Source organism: Bacillus sp. PK3-037, from assembly GCF_054161355.1.
This window is the reverse complement of sequence record NZ_CP096408.1, coordinates 4,008,261-4,021,858: the sequence shown is the minus strand read 5'-3', so window position 1 is coordinate 4,021,858 and position 13,598 is coordinate 4,008,261. Positions and strand designations below refer to the sequence as shown.

17 protein-coding genes, 1 pseudogene and 2 other annotated features are annotated in these 13,598 nt (G+C 42.2%); all 18 genes and pseudogenes read left to right on the top strand.

What is annotated here, in order from left to right:
• The 18 genes and pseudogenes from disA (at nucleotide 1) to rplL (ending at nucleotide 13,521) form a co-directional block, all read left to right on the top strand.
• Nucleotides 1–1,083: a DNA integrity scanning diadenylate cyclase DisA gene (gene disA, locus M1D69_RS20695; RefSeq protein ID WP_003242042.1), complete on the top strand. Its 1,083-nt coding sequence runs from the start codon at nucleotides 1–3 to the stop codon at nucleotides 1,081–1,083.
• 119 nt (nucleotides 1,084–1,202) lie between these two features.
• Nucleotides 1,203–2,303 carry a PIN/TRAM domain-containing protein gene (locus M1D69_RS20690; RefSeq protein WP_059291688.1) on the top strand — a complete coding sequence of 367 codons (1,101 nt, stop codon included), beginning with the start codon at nucleotides 1,203–1,205 and terminating at the stop codon, nucleotides 2,301–2,303.
• A 15-nt stretch (nucleotides 2,304–2,318) separates the two neighbouring features.
• A complete protein-coding gene (gene ispD, locus M1D69_RS20685) occupies nucleotides 2,319–3,017 on the top strand; it encodes a 2-C-methyl-D-erythritol 4-phosphate cytidylyltransferase (RefSeq protein ID WP_458105023.1) in 699 nt (232 codons plus the stop codon).
• Nucleotides 3,010–3,486, top strand: a complete 477-nt coding sequence (ispF, locus tag M1D69_RS20680; RefSeq protein WP_458105025.1) for a 2-C-methyl-D-erythritol 2,4-cyclodiphosphate synthase — start codon at nucleotides 3,010–3,012, stop codon at nucleotides 3,484–3,486. Before ispD ends, ispF begins: the two co-directional genes overlap by 8 nt.
• Nucleotides 3,487–3,574: 88 nt before the next feature.
• The gene (gltX, locus tag M1D69_RS20675) at nucleotides 3,575–5,026 is read left to right on the top strand and encodes a glutamate--tRNA ligase (protein ID WP_059352660.1); all 1,452 of its coding nucleotides are present in this window, start codon (nucleotides 3,575–3,577) and stop codon (nucleotides 5,024–5,026) included.
• Nucleotides 5,027–5,028: 2 nt separating this feature from the next.
• Nucleotides 5,029–5,259: a binding site (T-box leader), on the top strand.
• A gap of 80 nt (nucleotides 5,260–5,339) precedes the next feature.
• Nucleotides 5,340–5,993 (top strand): serine O-acetyltransferase, encoded by a 654-nt coding sequence (cysE, locus tag M1D69_RS20670; protein ID WP_458105026.1) that lies wholly within the window; start codon nucleotides 5,340–5,342, stop codon nucleotides 5,991–5,993.
• Nucleotides 5,990–7,390: a cysteine--tRNA ligase gene (cysS, locus tag M1D69_RS20665; RefSeq protein WP_059352661.1), complete on the top strand. Its 1,401-nt coding sequence runs from the start codon at nucleotides 5,990–5,992 to the stop codon at nucleotides 7,388–7,390. Before cysE ends, cysS begins: the two co-directional genes overlap by 4 nt.
• A 3-nt stretch (nucleotides 7,391–7,393) precedes the next feature.
• Nucleotides 7,394–7,826: pseudogene (locus M1D69_RS20660) on the top strand (mini-ribonuclease 3).
• Nucleotides 7,810–8,559 (top strand): 23S rRNA (guanosine(2251)-2'-O)-methyltransferase RlmB, encoded by a 750-nt coding sequence (gene rlmB / locus M1D69_RS20655; protein WP_458105027.1) that lies wholly within the window; start codon nucleotides 7,810–7,812, stop codon nucleotides 8,557–8,559. Before M1D69_RS20660 ends, rlmB begins: the two are co-directional and overlap by 17 nt.
• A 6-nt stretch (nucleotides 8,560–8,565) precedes the next feature.
• A complete protein-coding gene (gene rae1, locus M1D69_RS20650) occupies nucleotides 8,566–9,078 on the top strand; it encodes a ribosome-dependent mRNA decay endonuclease Rae1/YacP (RefSeq protein ID WP_044153431.1) in 513 nt (170 codons plus the stop codon).
• A gap of 62 nt (nucleotides 9,079–9,140) precedes the next feature.
• The gene (gene sigH / locus M1D69_RS20645; protein ID WP_458105028.1) at nucleotides 9,141–9,797 is read left to right on the top strand and encodes an RNA polymerase sporulation sigma factor SigH; all 657 of its coding nucleotides are present in this window, start codon (nucleotides 9,141–9,143) and stop codon (nucleotides 9,795–9,797) included.
• Nucleotides 9,798–9,888: 91 nt separating this feature from the next.
• Nucleotides 9,889–10,038 (top strand): 50S ribosomal protein L33, encoded by a 150-nt coding sequence (gene rpmG / locus M1D69_RS20640; RefSeq protein WP_044153430.1) that lies wholly within the window; start codon nucleotides 9,889–9,891, stop codon nucleotides 10,036–10,038.
• 33 nt (nucleotides 10,039–10,071) lie between these two features.
• Entirely contained in the window at nucleotides 10,072–10,251 is a 180-nt protein-coding gene (gene secE / locus M1D69_RS20635) for a preprotein translocase subunit SecE (protein WP_010327716.1), read from the top strand.
• Nucleotides 10,252–10,434: 183 nt separating this feature from the next.
• Nucleotides 10,435–10,968 carry a transcription termination/antitermination protein NusG gene (gene nusG, locus M1D69_RS20630; RefSeq protein ID WP_003225764.1) on the top strand — a complete coding sequence of 178 codons (534 nt, stop codon included), beginning with the start codon at nucleotides 10,435–10,437 and terminating at the stop codon, nucleotides 10,966–10,968.
• A 167-nt stretch (nucleotides 10,969–11,135) separates the two neighbouring features.
• Nucleotides 11,136–11,561 carry a 50S ribosomal protein L11 gene (gene rplK / locus M1D69_RS20625; protein WP_458105029.1) on the top strand — a complete coding sequence of 142 codons (426 nt, stop codon included), beginning with the start codon at nucleotides 11,136–11,138 and terminating at the stop codon, nucleotides 11,559–11,561.
• A gap of 94 nt (nucleotides 11,562–11,655) precedes the next feature.
• Complete coding sequence (gene rplA, locus M1D69_RS20620) at nucleotides 11,656–12,354, top strand: 50S ribosomal protein L1 (RefSeq protein ID WP_003225765.1); 699 nt, start codon at nucleotides 11,656–11,658, stop codon at nucleotides 12,352–12,354.
• Nucleotides 12,355–12,401: 47 nt separating this feature from the next.
• Nucleotides 12,402–12,541 (top strand) — a sequence feature (ribosomal protein L10 leader region).
• Between the two features lie 64 nt (nucleotides 12,542–12,605).
• Nucleotides 12,606–13,106 carry a 50S ribosomal protein L10 gene (gene rplJ / locus M1D69_RS20615; protein ID WP_044153425.1) on the top strand — a complete coding sequence of 167 codons (501 nt, stop codon included), beginning with the start codon at nucleotides 12,606–12,608 and terminating at the stop codon, nucleotides 13,104–13,106.
• A 43-nt stretch (nucleotides 13,107–13,149) separates the two neighbouring features.
• Nucleotides 13,150–13,521 (top strand): 50S ribosomal protein L7/L12, encoded by a 372-nt coding sequence (rplL, locus tag M1D69_RS20610; protein WP_003156436.1) that lies wholly within the window; start codon nucleotides 13,150–13,152, stop codon nucleotides 13,519–13,521.
• The last annotated feature ends 77 nt before the right edge of the window (nucleotides 13,522–13,598 follow it).

Genomic DNA, 13,598 nt, shown 5'->3' with positions numbered 1-13,598 from the left:
ATGGAAAAAGAGAAAAAAGGGGCGAAACATGAGTTAGACCTGTCTTCTATTTTGCAGTTTGTTGCTCCTGGAACACCGCTCAGAGCGGGAATAGAAAATGTACTGAGAGCAAATACAGGCGGTCTGATTGTTGTTGGATATAATGATAAAGTAAAAGAAGTGGTGGATGGCGGTTTCCACATTAACACTGCTTTTTCTCCGGCGCATTTATATGAACTGGCTAAAATGGATGGTGCGATTATTTTAAGTGATTCTGGTCAAAAGATCCTATATGCCAATACACAATTGATGCCAGAAGCCACAATTTCTTCGTCAGAAACAGGAATGCGGCACCGCACCGCCGAAAGAGTAGCTAAGCAAACCGGCTGTCTCGTTATCGCAATTTCTGAGAGAAGAAATGTCATAACGTTATATCAGGAAAGTATGAAGTATACACTTAAAGACATAGGGTTTATTTTAACAAAAGCGAATCAAGCCATTCAAACTCTAGAAAAATATAAAACAATTCTGGACAAAACGATTAATGCACTAAACGCATTAGAGTTTGAGGAACTCGTTACATTCAGCGATGTTCTGTCTGTGATGCACCGTTATGAAATGGTGCTGCGAATCAAAAATGAAATCAACATGTATATCAGGGAACTGGGAACAGAAGGTCATTTGATTAAGCTGCAGGTCATCGAACTGATTACTGATATGGAAGAAGAGGCTGCTTTATTTATTAAGGATTATGTGAAAGAAAAGATTAAAGATCCATTTGTTCTCTTGAAAGAGCTGCAGGATATGTCCAGCTACGATTTGCTGGATGATTCCATTGTTTATAAGCTTCTTGGTTATCCGGCTTCTACAAATCTTGATGACTATGTTCTGCCTAGAGGATACAGGCTGCTAAATAAGATTCCGCGCCTTCCGATGCCGATTGTGGAGAATGTGGTGGAGGCATTTGGCGTCCTGCCGAGAATTATTGAGGCCAGCGCAGAAGAATTAGATGAAGTAGAGGGTATCGGTGAAGTACGAGCCCAAAAAATCAAAAAGGGCTTAAAACGCCTTCAAGAGAAGCATTATTTAGACAGACAGCTATGACTTTCGGTTAAAACCATATCTTTACGGGTATATTATTGTTGGTTTTTGTTTATTCTGATATTCGTAGGTTACGTAAAATCTTGTGAAATACAACAATTTTCTTTAAAGGAGGTGGGGGTATGTTAAAACGAATAGTTCAGGCGTTCTTCATTATCTTCGGCGGCGTTGTTGGTATATTTTTAATACCTGAATTGTTTGTACTGTTAAGTTTACAGGACATACCTTTAATAACAAACGCATATACGTCTGCGGCAATAGGTGCAATTATTTTTTTTCTCATCAGTATATGGGGTACAGATTACGTTGTGAACTGGGTGAAGTGGATAGAGGATTCATTATTAAAAGCGCCGGTTCCAGATTTGTTATTTGGAAGTCTAGGCTTAGTATTTGGACTTATAATTGCTTATCTTATCGTAAACGTTATTCCTTTAGACAATATACCTTACCGCATACTCAGCACAATCATCCCTGTGTTTTTAGCTTTCTTTCTCGGTTATCTTGGTTTTCAGGTGGGCTTTAAGAAAAAGGATGAATTGATCAGCCTATTCTCCATTTCCGCCAGAATGCAAAAGAAAAAAGGAACAGCTGATGAAGAGCACGAGGTCCAAGACAAAAAGCTGAAAATCCTGGACACAAGTGTTATTATTGATGGGAGAATTGCAGATATTTGTCAGACTGGTTTTTTAGAGGGAATTATCGTGATTCCGCAGTTTGTCCTTGAGGAATTGCAGCATATCGCTGACTCCTCAGATGTGTTAAAGCGCAACAGAGGGCGCCGCGGTCTTGATATCCTGAACCGTATTCAAAAAGAATTAGATATTAAAGTTGAAATTTATGAAGGTGACTTTGAAGATATTCAGGAGGTTGACAGCAAGCTGGTCAAACTCGCTAAACTGACATCCGGAGTCGTTGTGACGAATGATTTTAATTTAAATAAAGTGTGCGAGCTTCAGAAGGTAGCAGTGTTAAACATTAATGACCTTGCCAACGCGGTCAAGCCTGTTGTGCTTCCGGGTGAGGAAATGAATGTTCAGGTCATTAAAGACGGCAAAGAGCATAATCAGGGAGTCGCTTACTTGGATGACGGCACTATGATTGTCGTTGAAGAAGGACGGAATTATATCGGCAAACACATTGATGTTCTCGTCACAAGCGTGCTGCAGACAGCAGCGGGACGAATGATTTTTGCCAAGCCTAAGCTGTTGGAGAAGGCGCTGTAAAGGGAGAAAGAAACAATGAATTATGATGTGGTAATTCTTGCGGCCGGACAGGGGAAACGGATGAAGGCAGGGAGAAATAAACTGTTTATCGAGCTGAAAGGAGACCCGGTTATCATTCACACTTTACGGGTGTTTGACAGCCATCGTCCGTGCGGCAGAATCATTTTGGTGATTAACGAGCGCGAACGGGAAGACTTTCAGCAATTGCTGAATCAATATCCGTTTCAAACCGCTATCGAGCTTGTAGCAGGCGGAGATGAACGCCAGCACAGTGTTTATAAAGGGCTCAAAGCCGTTAAACAAGAAAAGATTGTCCTCGTTCACGACGGCGCTCGTCCTTTTATAAAGCATGACCAGATTGACGAATTGATTGCTGAAGCGGAGCAGATCGGAGCGGCCATCCTGGCTGTTCCGGTAAAAGATACGATTAAACGCGTTCAAGATTTAGAAGTCAGTGAGACGATTGAACGTTCAAGCTTGTGGGCTGTCCAAACGCCACAAGCTTTTCGTCTTTCTTTATTGATGGAGGCTCACGCTGAGGCAGAGCGCAGGGGGTTTTTAGGAACGGATGACGCCAGTCTCGTCGAACAGCTGGCGGGCCGTTCGGTTCGTGTTGTAGAAGGTAACTATACAAATATTAAGCTGACGACTCCTGATGATTTAACGTCAGCTGAAGCTATCATGGAAGCAGAAAGTGGGAATAATCATGTTTAGAATCGGACAAGGTTTTGATGTGCACCAATTAGTAGAGGGCCGGCCTCTCATTATCGGCGGAGTTGAAATCCCGTATGAAAAAGGATTGCTCGGACATTCTGACGCGGATGTATTATTGCACACCGTTGCTGACGCATGCCTGGGAGCTGTGGGAGAAGGCGACATCGGCAAGCATTTTCCTGACACTGATCCTGAGTTCAAGGACGCTGACTCTTTTAAATTACTTCAGCATGTCTGGGGGATCGTGAAACAGAAGGGGTATGTCCTTGGAAACATTGACTGCACCATCATTGCGCAAAAACCGAAGATGCTGCCGTACATAGAAGACATGAGAAAAAGAATCGCTGAAGGGCTTGAGGCAGAGGTTTCCCAAGTGAATGTTAAAGCGACCACGACCGAAAAGCTTGGATTTACAGGAAGAGCGGAAGGAATAGCGGCTCAAGCCACAGTGCTGATACAAAAAGGCTAACTTGTTTTGATGCCCGGTCTATTTGGTGGTAGAATAGATGCATACATTTAGCCTGAGGCCATACATGAGATGAAAGGAAGTATATGAAATGGGAAACGAAGTACGCGTCCGTTATGCACCGAGTCCAACAGGACATTTGCATATTGGAAATGCCAGAACGGCGCTTTTTAATTATTTATTTGCCCGCAACCAAGGCGGCAAGTTTATTATCCGTGTTGAGGACACTGATAAAAAACGCAACATTGAGGGCGGAGAACAAAGCCAGCTCAACTATTTAAAATGGCTTGGCATCGATTGGGATGAGAGTGTGGATGTCGGCGGAGAGTACGGCCCATACCGTCAGTCCGAGCGTAACGATATCTATAAGGTTTACTATGAAGAGCTGCTTGAAAAAGGGCTTGCTTATAAATGTTTCTGTACAGAAGAAGAACTTGAAAAAGAACGTGAAGAGCAGATTGCCCGCGGAGAAATGCCGCGTTATTCCGGAAAGCACAGAGATCTGACTCAGGAAGAACAGGAAAAGTTCCTTGCAGAGGGCAGAAAGCCGAGTATTCGTTTCCGTGTCCCTGAAGGAAAAATCATTGCGTTTAATGATATTGTAAAAGGTGAAATTTCTTTCGAATCTGATGGCATCGGCGACTTTGTTATTGTGAAAAAAGACGGAACGCCGACTTATAACTTTGCAGTAGCTGTGGATGACTATCTAATGAAAATGACGCACGTGCTGCGCGGTGAGGACCATATTTCGAATACACCAAAACAGATCATGATCTTTCAAGCGTTCGGCTGGGATATTCCTCAGTTCGGCCACATGACGCTGATTGTAAATGAAAGCCGTAAAAAGCTCAGCAAACGTGATGAATCAATTATTCAATTCATTGAGCAATATAAAGAGCTTGGCTACTTGCCGGAGGCGCTGTTCAACTTTATCGGCCTGCTGGGCTGGTCGCCGGTGGGAGAAGAAGAGCTTTTCACAAAAGAAGAGTTTATTGATATTTTCGATGTGAATCGTTTATCTAAATCACCAGCTTTGTTTGATATGCATAAGCTGAAATGGGTCAACAACCAATATGTGAAAAAATTGGATCTTGATCAGGTTGTTGAGCTTACGCTTCCGCATCTTCAAAAAGCCGGCAAAGTTGGCAATGAACTATCTCCTGAAGAACAAGAATGGGTTCGTAAACTGATTTCTCTATATCATGAGCAATTGAGCTACGGTGCGGAAATTGTTGAGCTGACTGATTTGTTCTTTACGGATGAGATCGAGTATAATCAAGAAGCAAAAGCTGTTTTAGAAGAAGAACAGGTGCCTGAAGTGCTCAGCACATTCGCTGCGAAGCTTGAAGAGCTGGAGGAGTTCACTCCGGACCAGATCAAAGCTTCTATCAAAGCAGTGCAGAAAGAAACAGGTCATAAAGGGAAAAAACTGTTTATGCCGATCCGTGTTGCTGTAACAGGCCAAACTCACGGTCCTGAGCTTCCGCAATCAATTGAACTGATCGGAAAAGAATCTGCAATTCAGCGGTTGAAAAATATCTAAATAGATGATTGTTGACAGGGAAGAGTATAAAGCTTTAGACCAATACAGAAAGGATCTTCATTGGCTGAGAGAGATCCAGGAGTCGGGTTTTAGAAGTGCGCCCTTAAGACCTTTGAAGAACGTTTTTCGAAATCAGTATTCAAAGGCGGCCGCCGCCGTTACAGGCTGAAGTTGGGAGAGCAGGAGTCTGCTTTTCAAACAGAGTGGAACCGCGCGGTCAAAGCGTCTCTGTCATGTTTACATGCAGAGGCGCTTTTTTTATTGGGTCTAGAGGAAATAGATAGATGATAGCGGGTAGAATGGGGGGAAGCATGTGTTTTTTAAAATGCTCAAAGAAGACATTGATACGGTGTTCGATCAAGATCCTGCAGCACGAAGTTATTTTGAAGTGATTTTAACTTATTCTGGTTTACATGCTATATGGGCGCATCGGATTGCACATGCTTTATATAAACGAAAATTTTATTTCCTTGCACGCCTTATATCTCAGGTGAGCCGATTTTTTACGGGAATTGAAATCCACCCAGGGGCTACGATCGGAAGAAGATTTTTCATAGACCATGGGATGGGGGTTGTCATTGGGGAGACATGTGAAATCGGCAATAACGTAACCGTTTTTCAGGGGGTTACCCTCGGGGGAACAGGAAAAGAAAAGGGAAAAAGGCACCCAACGATTAAAGATGACGCATTGATAGCCACAGGTGCTAAAGTGCTCGGTTCAATTACTGTCGGTGAAGGCTCAAAAATTGGCGCTGGTTCAGTAGTGTTGCACGATGTTCCTGATTTTTCAACAGTTGTCGGCATCCCTGGACGGGTCGTTGTACGAAATGGCAAAAAAGTAAGACGGGATTTAAACCATCAGGATTTACCCGATCCGGTTGCTGACCGGTTTAAGTCTTTGGAACAGCAGATTTTAGAGCTGAAGACGGAACTTGAAGACAGAAAAGAAAGGATTAATCAAAAATGACAATCACTCTTTATAATACATTAACTAGACAGAAGGAAACATTTGTTCCTCTTGAAGAGGGGAAAGTGAAAATGTACGTGTGCGGACCGACGGTTTACAATTACATTCACATCGGGAACGCGCGTCCGGCTATCGTTTATGACACGGTTCGAAACTATTTGGAGTATAAAGGCTACGATGTCCAATATGTCTCTAACTTCACAGATGTAGATGATAAATTAATTAAAGCGGCAAATGAACTTGGTGAAGATGTTCCGACCATTTCTGAGCGTTTTATTAAGGCATACTTTGAAGATGTGGGCGCTCTTGGCTGCAGAAAAGCGGACCTTCATCCGCGCGTCATGGAAAACATGGACGCGATTATTGATTTTATAGATCAGCTGGTGAAAAAGGGCTATGCTTATGAATCTGAAGGAGATGTTTATTTCAAAACAAGAGCATTTGAGGGATACGGAAAGCTCTCGCAGCAATCGATTGATGAATTGAGATCTGGCGCGCGCATCCGAGTTGGCGAGAAAAAAGAAGATGCTCTTGATTTCGCTCTGTGGAAAGCGGCGAAAGAAGGAGAAATCTCTTGGGATAGCCCTTGGGGGAAAGGACGTCCGGGCTGGCACATCGAATGCTCTGCTATGGTGAAAAAGTACTTAGGTGATCAAATTGATATCCATGCAGGCGGCCAGGATTTAACATTCCCTCACCATGAAAATGAAATTGCTCAATCAGAAGCGCTGACTGGCAAAACATTTGCGAAATACTGGCTTCATAACGGCTATATCAATATCGATAATGAAAAAATGTCAAAATCACTCGGCAACTTTGTGCTTGTGCATGACATTATTAAACAGCATGATCCGCAGCTGCTCAGATTCTTTATGCTGTCTGTTCACTATCGTCACCCAATTAACTATTCAGAAGAGCTTCTGGAGAACACAAAGAGCGCGTTTAACCGGTTGAAAACAGCGTACAGCAACCTTCAGCACCGTTTAAACAGCAGCACGAATTTAACAGAAGATGATGATAAATGGCTTGCAAAGATTGAAGAACATCGAACAGCATTTGAAGAAGCAATGGATGATGATTTTAATACAGCGAATGCCATTTCTGTTTTATTCGATTTGGCGAAGAATGCGAACTATTATCTTCAGGAAGATCATACGGCAGATCACGTGATTACAGCGTTTATTGACATGTTTGACCGAATTGTTTCTGTCCTCGGTTTCTCACTGGGTGAGCAGGAGCTTCTGGATCAAGAGATTGAAGATTTGATTGAAAAAAGAAATGAAGCGCGCCGCAATCGTGATTTTGCTCTGTCTGATCAGATCCGCGACCAGCTGAAAAGCATGAATATCATTCTTGAAGATACGGCTCAAGGCACTCGCTGGAAACGAGGAGAATAACGGATGCTTGATTTTGAAACGATAAAAGATTCAAAGCAGCTCAACGGCCTTGCGCTTGCTTATATAGGTGATGCCATTTTTGAAGTTTATGTGAGGCATCACCTGCTTAAGCAGGGATTTACCAAACCAAATGATCTTCACAAGAAATCAAGCCGGATCGTATCGGCAAAGTCACAGGCTGAGATCCTTTTCTTTCTGCGGAATCAATCATTTTTCACGGAAGAAGAGGAAGCGGTGCTGAAAAGAGGCAGAAATGCCAAGTCGGGAACGATACCTAAAAATACAGATGTGCAAACGTACCGCTATAGTACAGCATTTGAAGCACTGCTGGGCTATCTTTTTCTTGAGAAAAAAGAAGAAAGACTGAATCAGCTTGTTGCTGAAGCTATACAATTCGGAACGGTCAGGGAGGAAAACAAATGAGTCAGCAACATGATTACGTCATAGGAAAAAATGCAGTGATCGAGACGTTAAAATCAGATCGCAAGCTGTATAAGCTGTGGATGGCGGAAAACACCGTAAAGGGACAAGCACAGCAGGTGATTGAGCTTGCGAAAAAGCAGGGCATCACCATTCAATACGTCCCTAGAAAAAAACTCGACCAAATGGTGACAGGGCAGCACCAAGGTGTAGTGGCACAGGTCGCAGCGTATGAGTACGCGGAACTGGACGACTTATATCAAGCGGCAGAGGAAAGAAATGAACAGCCTTTCTTTCTCATTCTGGACGAGCTTGAGGACCCTCATAATCTCGGATCAATTATGAGAACAGCTGATGCAGTCGGCGCCCATGGCATTGTGATTCCAAAACGCAGAGCTGTCGGTCTGACAACTACAGTGGCAAAGGCTTCAACAGGCGCAATTGAGCATATTCCTGTCGCAAAGGTCACCAATTTGGCACGGACGTTAGAAGAGATGAAAGAGCGGGGAATCTGGGTTGTCGGAACTGATGCATCCGCGCGGGAGGATTACCGTACAATGGACGGCAGCATGCCTTTGGCTCTCGTCATCGGAAGTGAAGGAAAAGGAATGGGACGCCTGATTAAAGAAAAATGTGATTTTCTTATTAAACTCCCGATGGCAGGTAAAGTTACTTCACTCAATGCATCTGTAGCGGCGGGGCTTTTGATGTATGAAGTCTACCGGAAGCGAAACCCTCTGGGAGAATAAAGACCCATGGATATCCTGTTAGTAGACGGATACAACATGATTGGAGCCTGGCCGCAGCTGAAGGATTTAAAAGCGAACAGTTTTGAAGAGGCGAGAGACGTACTGATTCAGAAAATGGCGGAATATCAATCGTATACAGGAAACAGGGTTATTGTCGTATTTGACGCGCATCTTGTGAAGGGAATTGAGAAAAAACAGACCAACCACAGAGTTGAAGTGATTTTCACAAAAGAAAATGAGACTGCGGATGAGCGGATAGAAAAGCTGGCACAGGATCTGAATAACATTGCGACTCAAATTCATGTTGCGACCTCTGACTACACTGAGCAGTGGGCGATTTTCGGACAAGGGGCATTGCGAAAATCGGCCCGGGAGCTCTTGAGAGAGGTAGAAGCGATAGAAAGGCGAATCGAAAGGCGGGTAAGAAAGATCACTTCTGAAAAGCCAGCGGGTAAAATTGCTTTATCGGAAGAGGTTTTGAAAACGTTTGAAAAATGGCGGAGGGGCGACTTAGATTAAGTTGACGCTTTTTTGTCCAGTAATGTATAATATTTCTATCTACGTGCGCCGGGGGGATCGGAGTGAATCTACAGAACAACAAGGGAAAATTCAACAAAGAGCAGTTTTGCCAGTTGGAGGACGAGCAGGTCATTGAAAAGGTTCATGTTGGGGACAGTGATGCGTTAGATTACTTGATTACGAAGTACCGAAACTTTGTTCGTGCAAAAGCAAGATCCTATTTTTTAATAGGCGCGGACAGAGAAGATATTGTTCAGGAAGGAATGATAGGCCTCTATAAGTCTATTCGTGACTTCAGAGAGGACAAGCTTACCTCTTTCAAAGCTTTCGCAGAATTATGTATTACCCGCCAAATTATTACCGCAATAAAGACAGCTACTCGCCAGAAACACATTCCTTTGAATTCCTACGTCTCATTAGATAAACCGATTTTTGATGAAGAATCAGACCGAACGCTGCTTGATGTCATTTCGGGAGCGAAAACGTTAAACCCAGAAGAAATGATTATCAATCAGGAAGAATTTGATGATATTGAAATGAAAATGGGAGAACTTTTAAGTGATTTAGAGAGAAAAGTACTTGCATTATATCTAGACGGAAGAAGCTATCAAGAGATTTCAGATGAGCTGAACCGCCATGTGAAATCGATCGATAACGCCCTTCAGCGAGTCAAACGCAAGCTGGAGAAGTACCTGGAAATTCGCGAGATCAGTTTGTAATAGGGATTTATGGTATATTGACAGTATTTTTCTGACTATGATATGTTACTAAAGATAAAGATAATGTCTATTTAGAAAAAGGTGTAATGACATGAGAAAAAAGATTACGTTAGCATGCAAAACATGCGGAAACCGTAACTATACGACAATGAAGAGCTCTGCATCAGCGGCTGAGCGATTAGAAGTAAAGAAATACTGCAGTACTTGCAATTCACATACATCTCATCTTGAAACAAAATAGTGTTTGCGCTTTTAAATTGTGGAGGTCTTTTACATGCGTATTATGAGATTCTTTAAAGATGTTGGGAAAGAAATGAAAAAGGTAAGCTGGCCTAAAGGAAAAGAGTTAACTCGCTATACCATCACGGTTATTTCAACAGTTATCTTTTTTATTATCTTTTTTGCCCTCCTTGACACAGGAATTTCTCAATTAATTCGTTTAATAGTTGAATAATGATCAGCAATACGTGCTATAATAGATCATAATATCACTTGCCAAAACCCGTTCAGCGGGTTTTTTATTGTGGGTTAAAAATGAAAGTTATCATAGGCTTACCGCCTATTTTTTGCATGAAGCGTTATGGTAGTACACTAAAACCAAATGCGGGGAGGGAAGGACTGGACAGTCCTGAAGAGAATGGAAAAGAATTGGTATGTTGTTCACACGTACTCTGGTTATGAGAACAAAGTAAAAGCCAACTTGGAAAAACGTGTTGAATCAATGGGGATGCAGGATAAGATTTTTCGTGTAGTCGTACCTGAAGAAGAAGAGACAGATATCAAAAACGGCAAGAAAAAAGTCGTTAAAAAGAAAGTATTCCCTGGTTACGTCCTTGTTGAAATTGTAATGACGGATGATTCTTGGTATGTTGTCCGCAATACACCAGGTGTTACTGGATTTGTAGGTTCTGCCGGCTCTGGTTCAAAACCGACGCCGCTTCTTCCTGGCGAAGCAGAAACCATTCTGAAGAGAATGGGTATGGACGAACGCAAAACTGACATTGATTTTGAATTAAAAGAGACAGTGAAAGTGATAGACGGACCTTTTGCCAACTTTACGGGATCAATTGAAGAGATTGACTACGATAAAAGCAAGGTTAAAGTTTTCGTTAATATGTTCGGCCGTGAAACGCCGGTTGAGCTGGAATTTACCCAGATCGACAAATTGTAATGTGAAAAAACTTGAAATTGCTATATATAAATGATAATATAGCAAAGGTACGTCTTGGACTTATCCAAGGCAGCTAGCTTGATATTTCGTCATTCATATAAAGAATGAAACCTTGAGTGGGAGGGTTTACCCTATTACCACATCACGGACTTAAGGAGGTGTGTCTCGTGGCTAAAAAAGTAGTAAAAGTTGTAAAATTGCAAATTCCTGCTGGAAAAGCTAACCCAGCGCCGCCAGTTGGACCTGCACTAGGTCAAGCCGGTGTTAATATCATGGGATTCTGTAAGGAGTTTAACGCTCGTACAGCTGACCAAGCTGGTTTAATCATTCCTGTTGAAATTTCGGTTTACGAAGACCGTTCATTTACATTTATTACAAAAACTCCGCCTGCTGCAGTATTGCTTAAAAATGCAGCTGGAATTGAGTCTGGTTCTGGTGAACCAAACCGTAATAAAGTGGCAACCGTTAAGCGCGATAAAGTACGCGAAATCGCTGAAACGAAAATGCCTGACTTAAACGCAGCAGACGTTGAAGCGGCAATGCGCATGGTTGAAGGTACTGCACGCAGTATGGGTATTGTAATCGAGGATTAATTTGTTTCTTGTCGGGTTGCGAGTTTTCACAAGTTCGCAACCCTTATTCGTGGGAGGTTATTCCGCTATAACCACATAAGGAGGAAATTTTAAAATGGCTAAAAAAGGTAAAAAGTACGCAGAAGCTGCTAAGCTTGTAGATCGTGCGAAAGCTTACGATGTTTCTGAAGCAGTAGCTCTCGTTAAAAAAACAAACACAGCTAAATTCGACGCTACAGTTGAAGTTGCATTCCGTCTAGGGGTTGACCCTCGTAAAAACGACCAGCAAATCCGCGGAGCAGTTGTGCTTCCAAACGGAACTGGTAAAACTCAGCGCGTTCTCGTTTTCGCAAAAGGCGAAAAAGCGAAAGAAGCTGAAGCTGCTGGTGCAGATTACGTTGGAGATACTGACTACATCAACAAAATTCAACAAGGCTGGTTCGATTTCGATGTAATCGTAGCTACACCTGACATGATGGGTGAAGTTGGTAAAATCGGTCGTGTGCTTGGACCAAAAGGTTTAATGCCAAACCCTAAAACTGGTACAGTTACTTTCGAAGTTGAAAAAGCAATCGGCGAAATCAAAGCTGGTAAAGTTGAATACCGCGTTGATAAAGCTGGAAACATCCATGTTCCTATCGGTAAAGTTTCTTTCGAGGATGAAAAACTTGTTGAGAACTTCACAACAATGTATGATACTATCCTGAAAGCAAAACCTGCTGCAGCGAAAGGTGTTTACGTGAAAAACGTTGCTGTAACTTCTACTATGGGACCTGGTGTCAAAGTAGACGCTTCAACTTTCAACGTAAAATAATATTGACATGAATTCAACATTCTGATATGATTCAAAATGTTGTAAAATATAATATATCATTTATACCGTAGACAGTAGGGGCTTAACAGCTTAATATCCTACCGAGGTGTATATTATCACAGCTATTACGTTACGTATGCTTGTATATACAGCCTCCATGTCTCATGGAGGCTTTTTATATGGAATCCGTTTCTCAGTCGTGATCACCTGACGGTATAAGTGTTACACAAGAATCTACAGGAGGTGTAACCATGAGCAGCGCAATTGAAACAAAAAAAGTTGTTGTTGAAGAAATTGCTTCTAAATTAAAAGAAAGCAAATCAACGATCATCGTTGATTACCGCGGACTTAACGTTTCTGAAGTAACAGAACTTCGTAAACAGCTTCGTGAAGCTAACGTTGAGTTCAAAGTTTACAAAAACACAATGACTCGCCGTGCGGTTGAACAAGCTGAACTTGATGGTTTGAATGATGTCTTAACTGGACCGAATGCAATTGCATTCAGTACTGAGGATGTTGTCGCTCCAGCTAAAGTTCTTAACGAGTTTGCTAAACAGCATGAAGCTCTTGAAATTAAAGCTGGCGTTATCGAAGGTAAAGTTTCTACTGTTGAAGAAGTGAAAGCTCTTGCTGAACTTCCATCACGCGAAGGCTTGCTTTCTATGTTGCTTAGCGTACTTCAAGCTCCAGTTCGCAACCTTGCTCTTGCTGCAAAAGCTGTGGCAGATCAAAAGGAAGAACAAGGCGCTTAATCTAATCAGTTTTTAAAAATCAAAACAAATGGAGGAATTACAAATGGCTTTAAATATCGAAGAAATCATTGCTTCCGTTAAAGAAGCAACTGTACTTGAATTGAACGACCTAGTAAAAGCAATCGAAGAAGAATTTGGCGTAACTGCTGCTGCTCCTGTAGCTGTAGCTGGCGGAGCTGCTGCAGGCGGAGCTGCTGAAGAGCAAAGCGAATTCGACCTTATCCTTGCTGGTGCAGGTTCTCAAAAAATCAAAGTTATCAAAGTTGTACGTGAAATCACTGGTCTTGGCTTGAAAGAAGCTAAAGAACTTGTTGACAACACTCCAAAACCACTTAAAGAAGGTATTGCTAAAGAAGAAGCTGAAGAGCTTAAAGCTAAACTTGAAGAAGTTGGCGCTTCTGTAGAAGTTAAGTAATCTTCACTTGCCTGTAGGGGAAGCTCGCTTTTATGAGGCGGGCTTTTTCTTTGCCATTCTTTAAGTTATGAAAAAAG

Excerpts from the sequence above, each read along its gene's own strand:
- gltX (WP_059352660.1), top strand. The coding sequence starts at position 3,575 with ATGGGAAACGAAGTACGCGTCCGTTATGCACCGAGTCCAACAGGACAT.
- M1D69_RS20690 (WP_059291688.1), top strand. The coding sequence starts at position 1,203 with ATGTTAAAACGAATAGTTCAGGCGTTCTTCATTATCTTCGGCGGCGTT.
- rpmG (WP_044153430.1), top strand. The coding sequence starts at position 9,889 with ATGAGAAAAAAGATTACGTTAGCATGCAAAACATGCGGAAACCGTAAC.
- rplJ (WP_044153425.1), top strand. The coding sequence starts at position 12,606 with ATGAGCAGCGCAATTGAAACAAAAAAAGTTGTTGTTGAAGAAATTGCT.
- disA (WP_003242042.1), top strand. The coding sequence starts at position 1 with ATGGAAAAAGAGAAAAAAGGGGCGAAACATGAGTTAGACCTGTCTTCT.
- cysS (WP_059352661.1), top strand. The coding sequence starts at position 5,990 with ATGACAATCACTCTTTATAATACATTAACTAGACAGAAGGAAACATTT.
- ispF (WP_458105025.1), top strand. The coding sequence starts at position 3,010 with ATGTTTAGAATCGGACAAGGTTTTGATGTGCACCAATTAGTAGAGGGC.
- rplA (WP_003225765.1), top strand. The coding sequence starts at position 11,656 with ATGGCTAAAAAAGGTAAAAAGTACGCAGAAGCTGCTAAGCTTGTAGAT.
- ispD (WP_458105023.1), top strand. The coding sequence starts at position 2,319 with ATGAATTATGATGTGGTAATTCTTGCGGCCGGACAGGGGAAACGGATG.
- rae1 (WP_044153431.1), top strand. The coding sequence starts at position 8,566 with ATGGATATCCTGTTAGTAGACGGATACAACATGATTGGAGCCTGGCCG.
- secE (WP_010327716.1), top strand. The coding sequence starts at position 10,072 with ATGCGTATTATGAGATTCTTTAAAGATGTTGGGAAAGAAATGAAAAAG.
- nusG (WP_003225764.1), top strand. The coding sequence starts at position 10,435 with ATGGAAAAGAATTGGTATGTTGTTCACACGTACTCTGGTTATGAGAAC.
- rplL (WP_003156436.1), top strand. The coding sequence starts at position 13,150 with ATGGCTTTAAATATCGAAGAAATCATTGCTTCCGTTAAAGAAGCAACT.
- rlmB (WP_458105027.1), top strand. The coding sequence starts at position 7,810 with ATGAGTCAGCAACATGATTACGTCATAGGAAAAAATGCAGTGATCGAG.